General features: G+C 71.0%; 18 protein-coding genes. 13 read left to right on the top strand and 5 right to left on the bottom strand.

Features of this window, described 5'->3' with window-relative positions; genetic code table 11:
• Window positions 1-250: 250 nt before the first annotated feature.
• The 3 genes from ACQEVZ_RS34745 to ACQEVZ_RS34735 all read right to left on the bottom strand — a co-directional run bounded on the left by ACQEVZ_RS34745 (window position 251) and on the right by ACQEVZ_RS34735 (window position 2750).
• Complete coding sequence (locus ACQEVZ_RS34745; RefSeq protein ID WP_433374371.1) at window positions 251-1474, bottom strand: LCP family protein; 1224 nt, start codon at window positions 1472-1474, stop codon at window positions 251-253.
• Window positions 1475-1536: 62 nt separating this feature from the next.
• The gene (locus tag ACQEVZ_RS34740) at window positions 1537-1662 is read right to left on the bottom strand and encodes a hypothetical protein (RefSeq protein ID WP_344506109.1); all 126 of its coding nucleotides are present in this window, start codon (window positions 1660-1662) and stop codon (window positions 1537-1539) included.
• Between the two features lie 110 nt (window positions 1663-1772).
• Window positions 1773-2750, bottom strand: coding sequence for an isopenicillin N synthase family dioxygenase (locus tag ACQEVZ_RS34735; protein WP_433374368.1), 978 nt, complete (start codon window positions 2748-2750; stop codon window positions 1773-1775).
• Window positions 2751-2812: 62 nt separating this feature from the next.
• Between ACQEVZ_RS34735 and ACQEVZ_RS34730 the strand changes: the two genes are divergently transcribed.
• Genes ACQEVZ_RS34730 through ACQEVZ_RS34720 form a run of 3 tightly spaced genes read left to right on the top strand, consistent with a single transcriptional unit; the run spans window position 2813 to window position 4715 of the window.
• On the top strand, window positions 2813-3055 hold the full coding sequence (locus ACQEVZ_RS34730; protein WP_360563609.1) for a helix-turn-helix domain-containing protein: 243 nt from the start codon (window positions 2813-2815) through the stop codon (window positions 3053-3055).
• The gene (locus tag ACQEVZ_RS34725; RefSeq protein WP_354891274.1) at window positions 3055-3603 is read left to right on the top strand and encodes a Clp protease N-terminal domain-containing protein; all 549 of its coding nucleotides are present in this window, start codon (window positions 3055-3057) and stop codon (window positions 3601-3603) included. Before ACQEVZ_RS34730 ends, ACQEVZ_RS34725 begins: the two co-directional genes overlap by 1 nt.
• Window positions 3604-3635: 32 nt before the next feature.
• Window positions 3636-4715, top strand: a complete 1080-nt coding sequence (locus ACQEVZ_RS34720) for a winged helix DNA-binding domain-containing protein (protein ID WP_433374364.1) — start codon at window positions 3636-3638, stop codon at window positions 4713-4715.
• Between the two features lie 1116 nt (window positions 4716-5831).
• Here ACQEVZ_RS34720 and ACQEVZ_RS34715 read toward each other — a convergent pair.
• Complete coding sequence (locus tag ACQEVZ_RS34715; protein WP_433374363.1) at window positions 5832-6962, bottom strand: FAD-dependent oxidoreductase; 1131 nt, start codon at window positions 6960-6962, stop codon at window positions 5832-5834.
• An 88-nt stretch (window positions 6963-7050) separates the two neighbouring features.
• On the opposite strand from ACQEVZ_RS34715, the gene ACQEVZ_RS34710 reads away from it, so the two are divergent.
• Window positions 7051-7641 carry a TetR/AcrR family transcriptional regulator gene (locus tag ACQEVZ_RS34710; RefSeq protein ID WP_433374360.1) on the top strand — a complete coding sequence of 197 codons (591 nt, stop codon included), beginning with the start codon at window positions 7051-7053 and terminating at the stop codon, window positions 7639-7641.
• A 10-nt stretch (window positions 7642-7651) separates the two neighbouring features.
• Window positions 7652-8500: an NAD-dependent epimerase/dehydratase family protein gene (locus ACQEVZ_RS34705; protein ID WP_433374357.1), complete on the top strand. Its 849-nt coding sequence runs from the start codon at window positions 7652-7654 to the stop codon at window positions 8498-8500.
• Window positions 8501-8594: 94 nt separating this feature from the next.
• On the opposite strand, the gene ACQEVZ_RS34700 is transcribed toward ACQEVZ_RS34705, so the two are convergent.
• Entirely contained in the window at window positions 8595-9755 is a 1161-nt protein-coding gene (locus tag ACQEVZ_RS34700; RefSeq protein WP_433374354.1) for a hypothetical protein, read from the bottom strand.
• Between the two features lie 189 nt (window positions 9756-9944).
• Between ACQEVZ_RS34700 and ACQEVZ_RS34695 the strand changes: the two genes are divergently transcribed.
• The 8 genes from ACQEVZ_RS34695 (at window position 9945) to pilO (ending at window position 19169) form a co-directional block, all read left to right on the top strand.
• Window positions 9945-11615, top strand: coding sequence for a GspE/PulE family protein (locus tag ACQEVZ_RS34695; protein ID WP_433374351.1), 1671 nt, complete (start codon window positions 9945-9947; stop codon window positions 11613-11615).
• A 46-nt stretch (window positions 11616-11661) separates the two neighbouring features.
• Window positions 11662-12747, top strand: coding sequence for a type IV pilus twitching motility protein PilT (locus tag ACQEVZ_RS34690; protein WP_344506336.1), 1086 nt, complete (start codon window positions 11662-11664; stop codon window positions 12745-12747).
• Between the two features lie 11 nt (window positions 12748-12758).
• Window positions 12759-13991 (top strand): type II secretion system F family protein, encoded by a 1233-nt coding sequence (locus ACQEVZ_RS34685; protein WP_433374348.1) that lies wholly within the window; start codon window positions 12759-12761, stop codon window positions 13989-13991.
• 99 nt (window positions 13992-14090) lie between these two features.
• Window positions 14091-14591, top strand: a complete 501-nt coding sequence (locus ACQEVZ_RS34680) for a prepilin-type N-terminal cleavage/methylation domain-containing protein (protein WP_433374345.1) — start codon at window positions 14091-14093, stop codon at window positions 14589-14591.
• Between the two features lie 107 nt (window positions 14592-14698).
• On the top strand, window positions 14699-15475 hold the full coding sequence (locus ACQEVZ_RS34675; RefSeq protein WP_433374342.1) for a prepilin peptidase: 777 nt from the start codon (window positions 14699-14701) through the stop codon (window positions 15473-15475).
• A gap of 21 nt (window positions 15476-15496) precedes the next feature.
• The gene (gene pilM / locus ACQEVZ_RS34670; RefSeq protein WP_433374339.1) at window positions 15497-16522 is read left to right on the top strand and encodes a type IV pilus assembly protein PilM; all 1026 of its coding nucleotides are present in this window, start codon (window positions 15497-15499) and stop codon (window positions 16520-16522) included.
• Window positions 16519-18624 (top strand): PilN domain-containing protein, encoded by a 2106-nt coding sequence (locus ACQEVZ_RS34665; RefSeq protein WP_433374336.1) that lies wholly within the window; start codon window positions 16519-16521, stop codon window positions 18622-18624. The genes pilM and ACQEVZ_RS34665 overlap by 4 nt, the downstream gene beginning before the upstream one ends.
• Entirely contained in the window at window positions 18624-19169 is a 546-nt protein-coding gene (gene pilO, locus ACQEVZ_RS34660; protein WP_354891263.1) for a type 4a pilus biogenesis protein PilO, read from the top strand. The genes ACQEVZ_RS34665 and pilO overlap by 1 nt, the downstream gene beginning before the upstream one ends.
• Window positions 19170-19176: the final 7 nt, after the last annotated feature.

Raw genomic sequence — 19176 nt, 5'->3', positions numbered from 1 at the left:
TGTCGAGCCGCCGGGCGGACGGGGCGTCGCGCTCCGGATGCCGGTCTTCGCGGACCCAGCTTGATCAAAGGACGGTTCTGGCCGTCGGCGTCGCCGGATCCGTCCTTTGATCATGAGCCCGGGCCCGGGCGCCATCCGTGGGTGCTGGTTTCCGTGAACGGCCCGCACCCGCAAGGCCGGCCACCGGCTGCGGTGCGCACGCGCGATTCCCGCCGGGACCCGCCGCGTCAGTGGTGGGGCGGCAGGACGGTCAGCTGGAGATCAGGGCGGTGTGCTGGGACATGAAGTCCTGGACGGTGTTGGTGCGGATCGCGTCGAGCAGGGCGAGGGTGGTGGGGTCCAGGGCTTCGGCGGCGGGGTTCTGCGGGGACGAGAAGAAGGTGCCGTTGTTCGTCTTGATGGTCAGCAGGTTGTCGCCGGTGATGCCCTTCATGGCGAAGATCCAGTCGTCGAGGCCGATGCCGCCGGAGTCGATGGTCATGGACTGGCCGATGACGTCCAGGATCTTCTTGAGTTTCACGGGGTCGGTGAGGACGTCCTTGCTGAGGATCTGCTTGAACAGGGCCTTGATGAACTGCTGCTGGTGCCGCTGGCGGTCGTAGTCGCTGTTCGGGAGGGTCTCGCGCTGGCGGACGTAGTCGAGCGCCTGCCAGGGCTCCAGGTGCTGGAAGCCGACGTGGTACGTCTGCGGGGTGACACCGGAGATCGGGATGAGGGTGGTGCCGCCGGTGCCGTTGTCGCGCTGGAGGTAGGGGACCTTGGTCTCGCCCTTGGCGTCGTGGCCGATGTGGACCGACTTGACCTCCTGATCGACGTACATGTCGACGCCGCCGAGGACTTTGACGACGTTCTGGAAGCCGGTGAAGTCGATGATGGCGGCGGCGTCGAAGGTGACGCCCCAGTTCTCCTTGATCGTGTTGGCGAGGAGAGTGACGCCGAACTTGCGCTGCTCCTTGCCCGTGGTGTCGAGGCCACCGACGGCGAAGGCGCCATTGATCTTGTCGTGGCCGCCGGCGTACGAATGCTTGCCGTTGTCGAACTTGGGGATCTTCACCCAGGTGTCGCGCGGGATCGAGACCAGGTAGGCGGAGTCGTGCGAGGCCGGGATGTGCAGGATGATGATCGAGTCGGAGCGGATCGCCTCGGACTCGTCCTGGCCGGGGCGGGGGTCGATGCCCATGAGCAGGATGTTCTTCTCACCGCTGATCGTGACGTGGCGGCCCTGCTGCTCGGCGGCCGAGACGATCAGGTCCTCCTGTTTGACGTTGCTCGTGGCATAGCCGATCACGGCGTCCTTCGCCACGAACGCGCCGCCCGCGACGATCATCATGAGCGCGCCCGCCACCACCAGCGAGCGCGCCCACCACGGATCCTTGCGGGAACGCCGCAGCGAGAAGGCCGGGTCGTCGGCGAGATGCTCGTGGCGTTGGAACACGTCCCGCAGCTCCTGTTCGAGCGAGGCGTCGGAGGTCATACCCCCATGACGGAATGAAGGGTCCCGCTGATTGCAGTTTCTACGAAAAGACAGGAACCCGGTCAGCCGCCGACGACGAACACGCCGATCACGCTGAGCAGCACGAGCGCGGCGAGGAACACGAGCATGCCCTGCTCGCTGTCGAGGTTGGTGAGCTTGCGGGTCGTGGTCGGCGTCGGGGTGGTCATCGGGGGCCTCCTGTTGCGGTGTGGTGACTCAAACGGTAGGTACACCGTGAACAGGTTTGCTCCCGTCATCGTGCCAGCCCTCTGACCTGCGTTTACAAGCTTGCAAGGGTCTAACCGATGCGGGGTACCCCCTGGTGACGGGTATCCGCGAACAGCTCTGGAAACACCTTGCCCACCTTTGCTACCAGATACTCGCCGTACGTCCCGGTGAATGCCCGCAAATCCTGCCCGTCCCAGCGCGGGCCACCCTCGGAGCCGCCGGAGCTCGGCAGCGGCGGCACCTGCTGGGTGAAGTCGGGATCGAAGAAGAAGGGGAACGACAGCCGTTCGTTGCCGCTGACGTTGCGGACCCGGTGGGGTGTCGAGCGGTACCACCCGCCGGTCATCCGGTCGAGCATGTCGCCGATGTTGCACACGAACGTGCCGGGGATCGGCGGGGCCTCGAGCCAGCCGTCGGGCGTGCGCACCTGCAGCCCGCCGTTGCCGTCCTGCAGCAGCAGCGTCAGCAGCCCGTAGTCGGTGTGCTCGCCGACTCCCCACTCGTCGCTGTCCGGCGGGGACGGCGGGTAGTGGAAGATCCGGAACAGGACGGTGGGGTCGGCGGTGTACGACTCCGCGAAGTACCCGGCCGGCAGCCCGAGGCTCAGCGCGACGCCTCGCAGCACGGTCTGCGCGACCGTGGTCATCCGCGTGACGTACGACAGCACCGCCGGCCGCAGGTCGGGCACCTGCTCCGGGAAGAGGTTCGCGCCGTGCAGCGGCAGCCCGGCGCGGACCTGCGGGGCGTCGGGGCCGAGCTCGGTGCCGAAGTAGAGCCCTTCCTTGCGGTCCGGGACGCCGGAGGTCAGCTCGGCGCCGACGGGGAAGAACCCGCGCCACGCCCGGCCGCCGCGGGCCATCGCGATCTCCATCTTGGCGGGCAGCGGCAGGTCGAAGAACGTCCGCGCCGCCGCGTCGAGCCGGCCGGTCAGCGACGACGGCACGCCGTGCCCGGTGACGTAGAAGAAGCCGTTGTCGCGGCAGGCCGTCTCGATGCCGCGGGCGGCGGAGTCCAGGTCGGAGATGTCGATGACCGGCAGCGCGTCCATGCCAGGAGCTTAGTTGTCAACCGTGGTTGACACGTACCGAAGCTGTCAACTACGGTTGACACATGACGGAAGCAGGCGATCTCGCCGACGCCGCGGCCAGCCCCGATCCCAGAGTCGGGCTGCGGGCGGCGGTGGCGCTGCGCCGCCTCGCCGACGCGCTCGAGGTGCTCCAGGTCGACAACGCCCGCCGGCACGGCTGGTCGTGGCAGGAGATCGCGGACGCCCTCGACGTGACGCGCCAGGCGGTCCACAAGAAGCACGCGAGCCGGGCAGTGACACCGGTACAAGAGACAGGAGCACAGTGATGTTCGAACGGTTCACCCAGCGCGCCCGCACCGCGGTCCAGAACGCGCACGAGGAGGCCAACGCGCTCGGCCACCGGACGGTCGGCACGGAGCACCTGGTCCTCGCCATGTTCACCACCGGCGGGATCGCCGCCGACGTGCTGCAGGCGTGCGCCGTGGAACGTGAAGGGTTCGTCGCCACCCTCACCGGCACCGACGACGCGGCCGCGCTGCGCTCGATCGGCATCGACCTCGACGCGGTCCGCAGCAGCGTCGAGCAGACGTTCGGCCCCGGCGCCCTCGAGCAGGCCGAGCCGCCCCGGCGCGGCGGCTTCCTGTTCCGGCGCAGCAAGCTGCCCAACCGCTTCGGCAACGACGCGAAGAAGGCGCTGGAGCTGTCGCTGCGGGTCGCGCTGTCCATGAAGCACAACTACATCGGCACCGAGCACCTCCTGCTCGGCATCCTGCGCGAGGAGCGCGGCACCGGCGGCCGGCTCCTGCGCGAGCAGGGCATGAGCTACGACCGCACCATGGAGCTCGTCAAGGCCGCCCTGCGCAACGTCGCCTGATTCTTGTCATACCCCTGTGCTTGAGTGTCTGCATGGAACGGACACTGACGTGGCGACACCTCAACCGCGCTTTGCTGGCCCGGCAGTCGTTGGCGTCTCGTGTACGAGCTGACGCCCCCACCGTCCTGGAGACGATGGCTGGGCTCCAGGCGCAGTATGCCCCGTCCATGTACATCGGGCTGTGGACCCGGATCGAAGGCTTCGAGCGCGAGTCGCTGACCCGGCTCCTGGAGGCCCGCGAGGTCGTCCAGGCGACCATCCTGCGCGCCACCATCCACCTCGTCTCACGGGCCGACTTCTGGCCGTTCCTGATCGCGATCCGGGATGCCCGGCGCGACTGGTATCACCGCGTCATCCGCAACAGCGTCGGCCCCGCGGAGCTCACCGAGGCCGCGCAGAGCCTGCGCGAGCTCCTGCGGGAGCGGCCGGTCAAGCGGGCCGAGATCGACCAGCTCTTCGGCCCGGAGGTCCGCGGCGGTGTCGGCATGCATCTCGACATGGTCCGCGTGCCCCCGACCGGCACCTGGGCCCGCCGCCGCGCGGACCTGTTCGGCTTGGCGGAGGACTGGGTCAGCCCGCCCGAGATCACCGTCGAAGCAGCCCGGGAGCTGCTGGTGCGCCGGTATCTCGGCGGGTTCGGCCCGGCGCACCGCTCCGAGATCGCCGACTGGGCCGGCCTGAGCGTCACCGACGTCGCCAAGGTCCTGGCGACGATGGAGCTGCGCCGGTTCCGCGACGAGCGCGGACGGGAGCTCGTCGACCTGCCCGACCAGCCGCTGCCGGACCCGGAGACACCGGCGCCGGTGCGGTTCCTGCCCACCTACGACGCGACGCTGCTCGCACACGCCCGGCGGACCCTGATCCTGCCGGAGGAGCACCGCACCAAGGTGTTCCACGTGCGGATGCCCCAGTCGATCGGCACGTTCCTCGTCGACGGCCAGGTCGCCGGCACCTGGACGGTGAGCAAGACCGGCGTCGTGTCGTGGGAGCCGTTCGACAAGCTACCGGCATCGGTCCGCCGCCAGGTCGACACCGAAGCCGAGGCCCTGACCGCCTTCCACACAACACCGCCCCCACCCCGCACCACGCCACCACCAAAGCCAAGGCCCTGACCACGTCCCACCCACCACCGCCGCCACACACACCCGCGCGTTGCCCATCACCGCAACGGCCGAGACGGGTGCCGCGCGGGAAGCCGCCAGCACCGGTCCCCCGCCACGTCAACACCGAAGCCGAGCCCCTGACCGCGCTCCACTCAACACCGTCGCCACACGTCCCCCATCTCCGCAAACCACCGGAGCGGAAGCCGCCAGCGCCGCTCCACCGACACGTCAACACCGAAGCCACGACGCTAACGGCATTCCACCCAACACCGCACCCGCCCGCCGTCACGTCGCCACCGAACCACAGCGCTGACCGTGTCCCACTCGACGACGCCGTCACCCATCCACGCGCCGCCCATCACGCAAACCACCGGGACAGAAGCCGCCAGCGCCGATCCGCCGTCTTGTCAACGCCGAAGCCAAACGCTGACCACGTCTCAGTCGACACCGCCCCTACCCCGCGTCACGCCGACACCGAACCCACGGCACGGACCGAACACCGCACCCGTGCACCAACACGCAGCCATCGCCGCGAACCACCAGAACGGAAGCCCGCCGAGAAGCCACCGGCGCCGATCCACCGTCATGTCGCCACCAAAGCCGCGACGCTGACGGCATTCCACTCAACACCGCACCCGACCGCTGTCACGTCGACGCCGAAGCCGGAGCGCTGACCGCAGTCCACTCGACACCGCAACCGTCATCCACGCGCCGCCCACCACCGCAAACCGCCAGAACGGAAGCTGGCCGAGAAGCCGTCGGCGCCGGTCCACCAACACGTCAAACACCGGAGTGGCGATGCTGACGGCCCTCCACCCAACGCCGCACCCGCCCCGCATCAACACCGACACCGCGGCACTGACCGCGTCCGACTCGACACCGCACCGTGCGCCAACGCGCCGCTCATCTCCGCAACCGCCGGAACAGGAGCCGTCGAGAAGCTACCGGCATCGGTCCGCCGCCACGTCAACGCCGAAGCCGAGGTGTTGGCCGCTTCCACTCAACGCCGCACCCGCCCCGCGTCACGCCGGATCCGAAACCGAAACTGCGGCACTGACCGCGGTCCGCTCGATGGCGCAACCGTGCATCCACGCGTCGGACTTCTGTGGGAGCGGGCGGCTGGCGTCAGGTTGACGACGGGGGCGGGGTGCTGGCCTTGTTCCATTCGACGTCGTAGTCGTGCATCCAGGCGCTGGACTTCGCTGCGAATCGGCGGAAGAAGAAGGGCATCGTCAGGTCGCGGATGCGGGCGGTGACGGGGCCGGAGATCTTTGCGTCGCGGTTGGCGCCGGCGAACTTCAGCATCTGGGTGGTCCGGGGGCGGCGCAGGGTTTCGTAGTGGGTGAGGGCCGTGTCCATGTCGGGGGTGTCGCGTAGGCAGCGGGCGAGGACGACCGCGTCCTCGACGGCGAGGTTGGCGCCCTGGCCGGCGCCCATCGGGTGGGCCGCGTCGCCGAGGACGACCATGCCGTCGCGGTGCCAGCGTGGTACGCCGGCCGGCAGCGCCTGCATCACGGTGCGGGGGTGCCAGTGGTCGGTGGTGCGGACCAGGGTGGCCGCTGGGCCGTGGTCGGCGTCGAACAGAGCCGCCAGCGCGGCGTGGTCCAGCGGGCCGGTGGGTGGTGCGGGCGAGGGGACCTGCGCCGCCCACAGGGTGCCGGCGGGGGTCGGGGCACACACCATCGTCGCCCTCGCGCCGAACGTGATCGTGAACGCGTCCGGGTCGACCGGGTGTGGTGAGCGGCCGCCGGCCGTCCACAGGCCCGCGTAGTGCGCGGCCGGTGCGGCCGGGTCGATGACGGTCCGCAGCCGTGAGTGGATGCCGTCGGCGCCGACGATGAGGTCGGCGGTCGCGGTGGTGCCGTCGGCGAACACGGCCGTGCGCCCGTGGCCGACGCCGGTCAGCCGGCGGCCGGTGACGATCCGCGCGCCCGACTCCAGGGCCAGGGCGCGCAGCGTCTCGACCAGGTGCCCGCGCATGAGCGTCACCCGTCCGCGGGCGGCCTCGCCGAGCAGCTTGCCGCGGCCGCTGCGCAGCCGTAGCCGCGGCAGCCGCGTGCCGCGGGCGGCTACCGCGTCCCGGCAACCGATCGCGTCGAGGGCCCGCAGCCCGTTGTCGCCGAGGCTGACGAACGACCCGACGTCGCCCGCCGGGTCCGCGTACGCCTCGTGCACCGTCACGTCCCACCCGATCCGTCGCAGCGCGATCGCCGCGACCGGCCCCGCGACCCCGCCCCCGATGACCATGGCCTCCATGCCCGCCTCCAAAACTGAATCTTTATTCGGTGAACTACGATTCAGTTTTACCGACTGCTACGGTCGACCGTCAAGAGGGGAGGTCGCGATGGCTACGCGCAGGGAGAAGGCGGCCCACACCTCCGCCGCCCTCAAGGAGGCGGCCCGGCAGCTCTTCGCCACCCGTGGCTACCTGAACACGAAGATCAGCGACATCACGGCCGAGGCCGGGCGGGCGGTCGGCTCGTTCTACGACCACTTCGCGAGCAAGGAGGAGCTGCTGCGGGCGCTCCTGGCCGACATGCAGGCCACCGCCGGCGAGGCACTCCCCGACCACGACCCGGACCACGACCTGTCCGACGAGACGCAGCTGCGCTTCCACGTCGCCGCGGCCTGGCACACGTTCAAGACCCACCTGCCGGTGATGGTCGCCCTCTTCCAGTCCTCGCTGCTGGAGGCGCCGTTCAGCGGGCAGGCCCGGACCCGCCTCGCCGAGGACACGGAGATCCTCCGGCAGCACCTGGAGCTCCTCGCGTCACGCGGCCACCAGCTGCCGGGCCGCCCCGCCGTGGTCGCCGAGGCGATGGGGGCGATGCTGGCGATGTTCGCCTACGCGCACCTCACCGCGCCCGAGCCGCGCCTGCCGGACGACGAGGCGATCGACACCCTCACCGCACTGCTGCACCGAGGCCTGCGGTAGAAACGTAGGCATGGCACGGATCGTCGTCACCGGAGCACACGGCAAGACCGGACGGGCGGTCGTCGCCGACCTGCTCGCCCACGGCCACCACGTCGTCGCCACCGACGCCGTCGGCAAGGCCGGCCACCTCAGCGAGCTCGGCACCCCCATGGTGGTCGCCGACCTGACCGACTACGGCCAGGCGGTCGAGGTCGTGCAGGACGCCGACGCCGTCGTGCACCTCGCCAACATCCCGGCGCCGGGCATGTATCCGCCGGCGGTGACGTTCAACCGCAACTCGGCGATGAACTTCAACGTGTTCCACGCCGCGCAGAACGCCGGCGTCGGCCGGGTCGTGTGGTCCTCCAGCGAGACGACGCTGGGCCTGCCGTTCGACACTCCCCCGCGCTACGCGCCGGTCGACGAGGAGCACTACCCGTTCCCGACGACGACCTACGCGCTGTCGAAGGTCGTCGGCGAGACCCTGGCCCGGGAGATCTCCGGGTGGAGCGGCATCCCGTTCGTCGGTCTGCGGCTGTCCAACGTCCACGCGCCCGAGGACTATGCCGCCGTCCCCGGCTACTGGAGCGACCCGCACTCGCGGAAGTGGAACCTGTGGGGGTACGTCGACGTGCGCGACGTGGCCGCCGCCTGCCGGCTCGCGCTCGACGCGCCGGTCGAGGGCGCGAGCTCGTACGTGATCGCCGCCGCCGACACGATCATGGACCGGCCGTCGGCGGAGCTGATGCGCGAGGTGTTCCCGGAGGTGCCGCTGACCCGCGAGCTCGGCGAGTTCGAGACGCTGCTCTGCATCGACCGGGCCCGCGAGGCCCTCGGCTACGACCCGCGACACTCCTGGCGCACCGAACTGCGCCACTGAACGCGAACTGCAACGCGAAGCTCGCCACAGCAAACCCGAAGCGCGCCAGTGAACCCCGAAGCGCGCCAGTGAAGCCAGGAAAGCCAGGAAAACGCTAGCTGGACAGCAGCGCCAGGAGCTCTGGCAGAGCGGTCGGCGAGACCGCCAGCTCGTGCAGATTGCACTCCATGCCCGACTCCGAGGCCAGGACGCCGGGCGTGGCGGGGTGGACGCGGCGCCAGCCGCGGGAGGTGAGCGCCGCCTCCATCACCACGACCACGGACGGGGTCGCGTCGAGGTCCTCGGGCTCGGTCGGGGGTTCGGGCTGCGCCGGCCAGTTCGCGGCGACCAGCTCGTCGAGGCGGGTCAGCAGCACCTCGACGACCTCCGCGTCGCCGTTCGCCGGGCGGCCCAGCAGGGTGGCGACCTGGTCGTGCACGGCGCGCGCCTGCCGGACGACCCAGCCGGGCCAGGCGGTGGCCGGCACCGCGGCGAACGTGGTCCACTCCGCCGGCGAGCGGCGCAGGACGTGCCGGGCCAGGGCGCGCTCGTCGGCGGCCGGGAGCGGGTCGAGGGGCACGAGGTCCGCGGCCCGCAGCGCCAGGTGCGCGGCGGTCAGCGGCGCGATGGCGCCGGCGAGGTTCGGGTGCCGGTTCATCAGGGTCGTCCGGGTGTCGTCGTCGACGGACGCGAGGATCGCGCCGACGCGGATCGCGGCACGCCAGCCGTCATGGACGTCCTGGATCGCCGCCGACGCGTGCTGCCACACCTGCTCCTCCAGGTCGAAGGCGAGGTCGGCGAACTCGAACTCGGCCAGGTCGGCCTTCACGACCGCACGGGCCGCGGTGTGCAGCCCGGAGGCGCTGCTGGCGGCCTGGTCGGCCTTGCGCTCCAGGGCGGTGGCGAACTCGCGGGTGGCGCGCAGCACCGCCGCCGCCCGCGGGGGCAGCTCGACGCGCGACGGGTCGGCGGCCTCCTCGTACAGGTCCCGCAGGCGCGCGACGAGGTGGGCGCGGCGGTGGTCGACGACGGCGAGCTCGTGCGCGACCAGCGCGCGGATCTCGTCGATGGTCAGGCAGTACAGCAGCGGCAGCCCGACCAGCAGGACCCGCCGGCGGCGGCTGGCCCAGGCGCGGACGACGCCGTGGCCGGTGAGCAGGACCGCGTCGGGGGCGGCCACCCCGACCCGGGCGGCGACCTCGGTGACCAGGGCCAACAGCGTTCCGGTCGCGGTGACTCCCTCCGGTGGGGCCCCTGGGGGGCGTCCGTAGCGCATCAGGACCCATCTCGCGCGCCACACACTGATTTTGCCGGGCAACGGATCTTCGACGACGGCAACCGACACAGCGAAGCATCCTCATGACGGGGACGCGGCGCGTCAACGCGCACCGACCATCCGGCGGGGGTGAATCCCGAAAGTCACCCGGATCGGTGCCGATGATGCCGTTGAGGACTCGGGGGTGAGATGTACCAGACGTTCAGTCCGTTGCTGGACGCGCTGAAGGAACGTGGAGCGGATCCGCAGGCGGTCGACCGGGCGGCGGAGGAGGCGGAGCGCACGGGGCGGTCGATCCGCGCCGTGCTCATCAACGACCACATCGTCACCGAGGATCAGCTCACCGAGGCGTCCGCCGATGCGTACGGGATCCAGACGCTGGACCTGGTCGGTTACCCGATCGATCCGGCGGCGATCACGAAGATCCCGATGGCGCTCGTCCTGAAGCACCGGGTCCTCGGCATCGCCCTCAACGATCTCGAAATCACCGTCGGCATCACCGACCCGGGTGACGTCCTGGCGCTGGATGACGTCCGCGCCGCGACGGGCCTCACGGTCCGCCCGGTCGTGGTGGCCCGCTCCGAGCTGCGCAAGATCATCGACCGGTTGAAGCGGGAGGAGAACGACCTCGGCGACGTCGCGGAGAGCCTGCGGGCGGAGTCGACGCCGGCCGTCTCGGCCCTGACGACGCTCAACGAGGACGCGCCGATCGTCCGGTACGTCAACTCGCTGCTCGAACAGGCGATCGTGAACCGCGCGTCCGACCTGCACCTGGAGCCCGGCGAACACAACATGCGGGTGCGGTACCGCATCGACGGCGTCCTGCACGAGGTCGACACCGTGCCCAAGCACGTCCAGTCGGCGCTGATCTCCCGGTTGAAGATCATGTCGAACGTCGACATCACCGAGCGGCGCGTACCGCAGAACGGCCGGATCACCGTCGAGATCAACCAACGGGCGGTCGACCTGCGGACCGCGACGCTGCCGACGGTGTGGGGCGAGAAGATCGTGCTGCGCGTCCTGGACACCAGCGGCATGGACCTGAAGCTGGCGAAGCTCGGCTTCAGCAAGGCCAACGCGGAGCGCTTCGCGGCGTCCTACAACAAGCCGCACGGCATGCTGCTGGTCACCGGCCCGACCGGCTCGGGCAAGTCGACGACGCTCTACGCGACCCTCGCCGAGATCAGCAAACCGACGGTCAACATCATCACCGTGGAGGACCCGGTCGAGTACCGGCTGCCCGGCGTCAACCAGGTGCAGGTGGACCACAAGGCGGGCCTGACGTTCGCGGCGGTGCTGCCCGCGATCCTGCGCTCCGACCCCGACGTGGTGCTCATCGGCGAGATCCGGGACCGCACCACCGCGCAGCTGGCGGTCGAGGCGGCGCTCACCGGCCACCTGGTGCTGTCGACCCTGCACACCAACGACGCGCCGAGCGCGGTCACCCGGCTCGTCGAGATGGGCATCGAGCCGTTCCTGGTCGGCTCGTCGGTCGACTGCGTGCTCGCGCAGCGGCTCGCGCGCCGGCTGTGCGACTGGTGCCGCACCGAGTACGGGCCGAACGAGGCGGAACTGGTCAGCGCGCGGTGGCCGTACGAGATCCTCGGCGCCCCCAGCACGCTGTGGCGACCCGTCGGGTGCCGCTCGTGCGCCAACACCGGCTACCGGGGCCGGATCGCGCTGCACGAGGTCATGCCGGTCTCCGCGGAGATCGAGAAGCTGGCGATCGACCGGGCCTCGGCGCACGAGATCCAGGCCGTCGCCCGCCAGGAGGGGCTCATCGACCTGCGCCTCGACGGCCTGGCGAAGGCCGCGGAGGGGCAGACCTCGATCCCGGAGGTGGTCCGGGTCGCCGTGTAACCCTCAACACAGCCGGGGCACTGCCGATGGGCCGCGTGTGGAGACCATGGTGACCAGCGACGAGCGCGCCTCGCTCGACGCGATGCTGGTGTCGCTCGTCCGCGTCGGCGGCTCCGACCTGCACCTGACCGTCGGGGCGCCGCCGACGGTGCGGATCAACGGCGGGCTGCGGTACCTGCCGGGCTACGACGACCTCACGCCCGCCGACACGGAGATGCTGGTCCGCGCCGCCGTGCTCAACGAGAGCCAGTGGAAGCACTTCGAGCAGATCCAGGAGCTGGACTTCGCCTACGCGATCGAGGGCGTGTCGCGCTTCCGGGTCAACCTGTACGCGCAGCGCGGCTCGTTCGGTGCGGCGTTCCGGGCGATCCCGCACAACATCAAGCCCCTCGACCAGCTCGGCGTGCCGGAGCAGGTGGCGCGGTTCGCGCACCTGCACCGCGGGCTGGTGCTGGTGACCGGGCCGACCGGCTCGGGCAAGACGACGACCCTGGCCGCGATCCTGGACCTGGCGAACCGCACCCGCTCCTCGCACATCGTGACGATCGAGGACCCGATCGAGTTCCTGCACGAGCACAAGCGCTGCCTGGTGAACCAGCGGGAGGTGGGCGCGGACACGACGTCGTTCTCGATGGCGCTGAAGCACGCGCTGCGCCAGGACCCCGACATCATCCTCGTCGGCGAGCTGCGCGACCTGGAGACGACGTCGACGGCGCTGACCGCGGCCGAGACCGGCCACCTGGTCCTGGCGACGCTGCACACGCAGAGCGCGGCGCAGACCGTCGACCGGGTCATCGACATCTTCCCGCCGCACCAGCAGCAGCAGGTGCGGGCGCAGATGTCCAACGCGCTGCAGGGCGTCGTCACGCAGGCCCTCGCGCCGCGCGCCGACGGGCAGGGCCGCACGATCGTCGCGGAGATCATGTTCGCCACGCCGGCGATCCGGAACCTGATCCGTGAGGGCAAGAACCACCAGATCCCGTCGTTCATGCAGTCCAGCGGCAACGACGGGATGCTCTCGTTCGACCAGCACCTGGCCGAGCGGGTCCGCCAGCAGCTCGTCACGTACGAGACGGCGCTGGAGATGTGCCACTCGGCGGAGGAGTTCCGCCGTCTCGCCGGCCGGATGTGATGTGAGTCGTCATGACAGCGACGAAGACGTACGACTACCAGTCGATCGACCACGACGGGAAACGCGCCAAGGGCAAGATCGAGGCGTCCAACGAGCTCGCCGCCGCGCAGCTGCTGCGCCAGCAGGGCCTGACGCCGCTCGCCATCACCAGCGCCGACACGCTGATGAAGCGCGACATCACCATCCCCGGGCTCGGCGACCGGACGACGCTCAAGGACCTGTCGGTGTTCTCCCGGCAGTTCGCGACGATGACGCAGTCCGGCATGTCGCTGCTGCGCTCCCTGGCGGTGCTGGAGGAGCAGGCGCAGAAGCCGTCGCTGAAGAAGGCGGTCGGCGAGGTCCGGCTCGACATCGAGGGCGGCATGTCGCTGTCCGGCGCGCTCGGCAAGCACCCGAACGTCTTCCCGACGCTGATGGTGGCGATGATCCGGGCCGGCGAGACCGGCGGCTTCCTCGACAGCGCCCTGGACCGCATCGCCACGAACTTCGAGAAGGACGCCCAGCTCCGCGGGAAGATCAAGAGCGCGCTCACGTACCCCGTGATCGTGCTCCTCTTCACCGTCGTGATGATCAGCGCGGTGCTCATCTTCATCGTGCCGATCTTCGAGAAGATGTTCAAACAGCTCGGCGGCGAGCTCCCGCTCCCCACGAAGATCATCGTGAACGCCAGTCACACGCTCTTCTGGCTGGGCCCGCTCATCATCGCCGTGTTCGTCGTCGTCACGGTGACACTGCGGAAGATGATGGCGGTGAACCCGGCGGTACGGCTGCGGGTGGACAAGATCAAGCTGAAGCTGCCGGTCTTCGGGCCGCTGTTCACGAAGATCGCGCTGAGCCGTTTCTCGCGCAATCTCGGCACCCTGCTCGGCGTCGGCGTGCCGGTGCTGCAGGCCCTGGATGTGGTCGGCGCCACCACCGGAAACGCTGTCATCAGCAACGCCATGGCCGATCTCCAGAACGCGGTGCGCGAGGGCCGGCCGATGTCCTCGCAGCTCGGCACCCACAAGATTTTTCCATCGATGGTCGTGCAAATGGTCGAAGTCGGCGAAGAAAGCGGCCAAATCAGTCAGATGTTGGAGAAGGTTGCCGATTTCTACGACCGAGAGGTGGACAGCGCGGCAGACGCACTCACCGCGTCCATCGAACCGATCATGGTGCTCGTCATGGGTGGCGTGGTCGGCGGGATGATCATCTGCCTCTACCTGCCGATGTTCTCGATCTACCAGAACATCCAGAGCAGCTGAGAACAGCACCTGAGAACCACCGAAAACGAACGGCGCGCCGGGCAGCGGAGCCTCGCCGCAACCACCACCACACCCCATGCAGGAGCAGGAGGCTCACCCATGAAGGAAACGCTGCGCAGGATGCAGAAGAAGCGTGCCGCCGGAGACGGTGGATTCACGCTCGTCGAACTCCTCGTCGTTGTCGTGATCATCGGCGTCCTTGTCGCGATCGCCGTTCCCATGTACCTCAACTACCGCAAGGGCGCGGCGAACAAGTCCGCCGAGTCCGACGTGCGCGCCGCGGTCAGCGCCGCCGAGCAGTTCTACACCGAGAACGGCAACAAGTACCCGGCCGACGTTCAGAGCGCGAACGAGGGTGACGCGATCGACATGTACCTCGTCGTCGCCGACAAGTCCGGCGTGAAACAGACCGCCAACGCGTCGCCGGGCAACAAGCTGTATTTCCACAACTTCGGTGACGGCACGTACCGTATCTGCGGCCAGAACGCGGACGGCAAGACGTTCTACACGTACTTCAGCGGCACCGGCGGCTCGGTGAAGAAGTCGTCGAAGACGGACCTCAAGACCTGCGCCGAGGAAGGCGCCCCGGCCACGCCCTGACCGGTTCCCTGCGTCCGAGGCTTCGGTGGCGGCTCGCGGTGACGCGGGCCGCCACACCGATCTCTGCACGGATCTCCTCACGGACCTTCACGGGAAGGAGCACGCTGATGCTGCTCGCGCTCGTCGGCGTGCTCGGCCTCGCGATCGGGTCGTTCCTCAACGTCGTCATCCACCGCGTCCCCCGCGGCGAGTCGCTGCTGCGGCCGGCCTCGCACTGTCCGCAGTGCACGGCGCCGGTCCGGCCCTGGCACAACGTCCCCCTGCTCGGCTGGCTGCTGCTGCGCGGCCGCTGCGCCGACTGCGAGGCCCCGATCAGCGTCCGCTACCCCCTGGTGGAGCTCGGCACGGCCGCGCTGTTCGTCGCCGTCGCGGCCCGTCTGGGCTGGTCGGCGGCGCTGCCCGCCTGGCTGTACCTCGCGGCGATCGCGGTCGCCCTGGCCCTCATCGACCTCGATGTGCTGCGCCTGCCCAACGCGATCGTCCTGCCGTCCTACCTGGTGGTGCCGGCCCTGTTCCTGCCCGCCGTGGTGCTGGAGGGGGACTGGTCCGCGGGGCTGCGTGGCCTGGTGGGCATGGCGGTGCTCTTCGCCTTCTATCTGCTGCTGTCCCTGGTGTACCCGGGCGGCATGGGCTTCGGCGACGTCAAGCTCGCCGGCGTGCTGGGCCTGTACCTCGGCTGGCTGGGCTGGGCGCCGCTCGCCGTCGGCACCCTGGCGGCGTTCCTCCTCGGCGGGATCGCCGGGATCGCGCTGATGGCCGGCGGCCGCGCCGGGCGCAAGACCGCGGTGCCCTTCGGCCCGTCGATGCTCGCCGGGGCGCTGGTCGCGCTCTTCGCGGCCGCGCCGATCGCCGACTGGTACACCTCCATCCTCCTGCCCGCCTGACGGTTTTTTCTAAGGAGCACGATGGCTGCCGTCAACCTCATCGGACTGGACATCGGCACGACGTCCATCCGTGCGGCGGAGACCAGCAACAGCAAGGACGGGCCGGTCATCAGCAACTTCGGCCACATCCTGCTGGGCCCCGGCGTGGTGCAGAGCGGTGCCGTCCAGGACGAGCACGCCGTCACCACGGCGCTGAAGCAGCTGTGGTCGACGCATCGGTTCCGCAGCCGCAAGGTCGCTCTCGGCGTCACCCACCAGCAGGTCGTGGTCCGCGAGACCTCCGTCGCCAACCTGCCGGCGAAGGAGATGCGCAAGGCGCTGCCCTTCCAGGTCCGCGACGCGCTGCCGCTGCCGCCGGAGAAGTCGCTCATCGACTTCTACCCCCTGGAGGACCCCGGCTCCGCCGACACCGTCCGCGGGCTGCTCATCGCCGCACCCAAAGAGCCGGTCCTCGCCGCGATCCGCGCCGTCGAGGCCGCCAAGCTGCACGTCGCGCGCGTCGACCTGGCGTCCTTCGCCCTGCTGCGGGCCGCGTCCCGGCTCGACGAGCAGGTCGAGGCGCTCGTCGACATCGGCGCGCACGCGACCAGCGTCGTCGTGCACCACGACGGCGAGCCGCTCATCGTGCGGACCATCCCCCGCGGCGGCAACGAGATCACCCGGACCGTCGCCGACCGGCTCGACGTGCCCCTCGAGCAGGCCGAGGAGGTCAAGTGCCGGGTCGGGCTGCGCACCGACACCGACGGGCGGACCGCCTCGGCGCTCAAGGACGCGGTCCGGCCGCTCATCAACGAGATCGGCAGCTCGTTCGCGTACCTCACGGCCGCCGGCCGGCAGGCCCGGGTCAGCCGGCTCGCGCTCACCGGCGGCGGCTCGATGCTGCCCGGCCTCCTCGAGGCCCTGAGTGCCCAGCTGCACGTGGAGGTGATCGCCGTCGACCCGGTCATGCGGGTCCGCGGGCTGCGCCGGGTCCGCCACGGCAGCCTCGAGCACGTCCGCGCCTCGGCGGCCGTGTCCGTCGGCCTGACCCTGGGAGCGTCGTCGTGACCGGGCCGTGGTGGAAGGACGAGCCGGAGCGCAAGCTCACCGGCATCGTCCTGCCGTCCTGGGACGACGACCAGCCCGGCGACCAGCCCGACGACGAGCCCGGCCCGCGGGCCCGCCCCGCCGACCGGCCGCGCACCCGCGCCGCCGACCCGCTGTCCGCCGCCCCCTCCCCCACCGGCCCGCCGCGCACCCGTGACGCCGGCCCGCCGCCCGGCTGGACGGCCGACCTGCCACGCACCCATGACGCCGGCCCGTTGACCGCTGACCAACGGTCCGCCGACCCGCGACCCACCCGCGCCGCCGACCCGCTGACCGATCCGCTGACGGGTCCGCTCGACGCGTTGACCGGCCCGCTCGACGCGTTGACCGGTCCGCGCGGCGCCTGGCAGGACGAGGCGCCGGCCGCGGACGGGCAGCGCCTGGTGCCGCTCGTGCCGTCCGGACCGCCGCCGGTGTGGCCGCCCGCGGACTTCGCTTCGCCGGCCGGCGACGCACCGGACGCGCCGCGGGCAGCGGTGCGGCTGCCGTCCCTGGGCGAGCCGCTCGACGCCCCCCACGGCAGCGGCCCGCTCGAACCGCACCGCGACGACACCCTGGTCGGTTCGCGGTCGCCGCAGGCCACCCGGGCGGCGGCCACGGAGACGGCCGCTCCTCGGCGCGAGTTCCCCCGGTACATCGCCGGCGAGCTCGTCCTCCCCGGCACCGCCCCGCAGCCGCAGGCAGCACCGCAGCCCGCGCAGTTCACCGACGCGCCCACGGCACCGCTCCCCGCGACCCTGCCCACGACCCTGCCCACGACTCAGTCCACGACTCAGTCCACGACGCTGCCGACGGCCACCATGCCCACGGCGACGCCGCCGCCCTCGACCTGGGCGCCGCAACCGGCGTCGTCCCCGCCGCCCGCCGAGCGGACCCCCACGCTGTCCCCGCAGGCCTCCGCCCCCACCACCCGGGAACCCGGACAGGACGCGGGGAAGGCCGCGCCGGTGCTGCCGGGCGTCCAGTTCACCGCGCCCGCCAGGTCCCCGCTGGCCCGCCCCCTGCAGGAAACACGGCCGGACGAACGGCCGGAAGCGCGGCCGGAAGAGCGGCGGGACGCACGGCCGTCGGGGCAGGCCGGCGCGGCCCAGGACCCGGCGCTCAAGGCGCCCCCGCACCACCCGCCGGCGCCGGCCCCCGCCCCCACCGGGCTGCCGCAGTCCGACGTGCCCCCACCACCCCGCCCGACACCGCCGTCGGTCCCGCCGGCGCAGGCGGGATCACCGGCGGCGGGGCCGCAGCCGGGACCGCAGCGCGCGCCCCTGGCCGGACCCGGTGACGCGGCGACCGTGACCCAGCCCGCCGTCCCGGCCGCCGTCCACGCGGCGCAGCAGGGCGCCCCGGTTGCGCAGCAGGACCAGGAGGCACCGGCGCGGAAGAGCCGGGACGGGGCACCGCACCCCGCGTTCCCGGAGGCGACGGCCCGCTCCATGCGGATCCTGCCGATCGCGGCGGACCTGCTGCCCATGGAGATCACCGACCGGCGCCGGCTCAGCACGGTCCGGCGGCTCGTCGTCACGGCGCTGGCCGTGTTCGCGCTGCTGCTCGCCGGCTGGTTCGTGGTCGCCTACCAGCACACCCAGCAGGCGTACGACGAGGTCGACCGGATCAACGACACGAAGGTCGACCTGCTGCGCGAGAAGGCGAAGTACACCGAGGTCGACAGCATCCAGAAACAGCGCAAGGCGATCGCCGACCAGCTGCGGCTCGTGATGGCGCGGGACCTGTCGTGGTCGGCGCTGCTGACGTCGCTGCAGCAGGCGGCGCCGAAGGGCGTCGCGGTGCAGAGCGTCACCGGCTCGCTCGCCCAGACGGACAGCACCGCCGACCCCGACGTGGTCGGCCTGATCACGCTGACCGGCACGGCGCCGTCGAAGGCGGCGATCGCCGCGTACGTCGACACCCTCGGCAAGGTCACCGGGATCGGCAACCCGTTCCCGACGGACGCGACCGAGAGCGACGAGGGTCTCACGTTCACGATCCGCGTCGACATCACCCCGGCGGCGCTCGGCGGCAGGTTCACGTCGCCGAGCGCGGCACCGAGCGCCTCGGGAGGCAAGTGATGCGACCGGAGCGCCTGTGGCTGCTCGGCGGCGCGTTCGGCGCGCTGCTCCTGCTGGTCTTCACCTACTTCTTCGTCATCCAGCCGAAGTACCAGAAGGCCGACGACCTGCGGGGCATCGCCGACGACACCACGACCGAGGTGACCAGGCTGCGCAGCGTGATCGCCGGCCTCGACGAGCAGAACCAGCACATCGCCGAGTACCGCAAGGAGCAGGCCACCAACCTCGCCGCGCTGCCGCAGACCGACTCGGTCGCGGCCCTGCTGCGGGAGCTGCAGACGGCCGGCGAGCTGACCGGCGTCACGGTGAGCGGGGTCAGCGTCGGCGGCGCGGCGGAGGTCACCGTCGGCGGGCAGAAGGTGCAGGCGCTGCCGATCAGCCTGACCGCCGCCGGACCGGCCGCGAAGGTCAACCCGTTCCTGGACCAGCTGCAGAAGGTGCAGCCGCGGGCGCTGCTCATCGGCAGCCTGAACGTCGCCACGACGTCCGCCGGCAAGGCGACGCTGACCCTGACGGTCCAGGCGTTCTACGCCGGTGGGAAGTAGCGCCGGG

The organism is Dactylosporangium sp. CA-152071 (assembly GCF_050936335.1).
Taxonomy (GTDB): Bacteria; Actinomycetota; Actinomycetes; order Mycobacteriales; family Micromonosporaceae; genus Dactylosporangium; species Dactylosporangium maewongense.
Note: the sequence above shows the minus strand (reverse complement) of the source record. Positions and strands in the feature narration are given on the sequence as shown.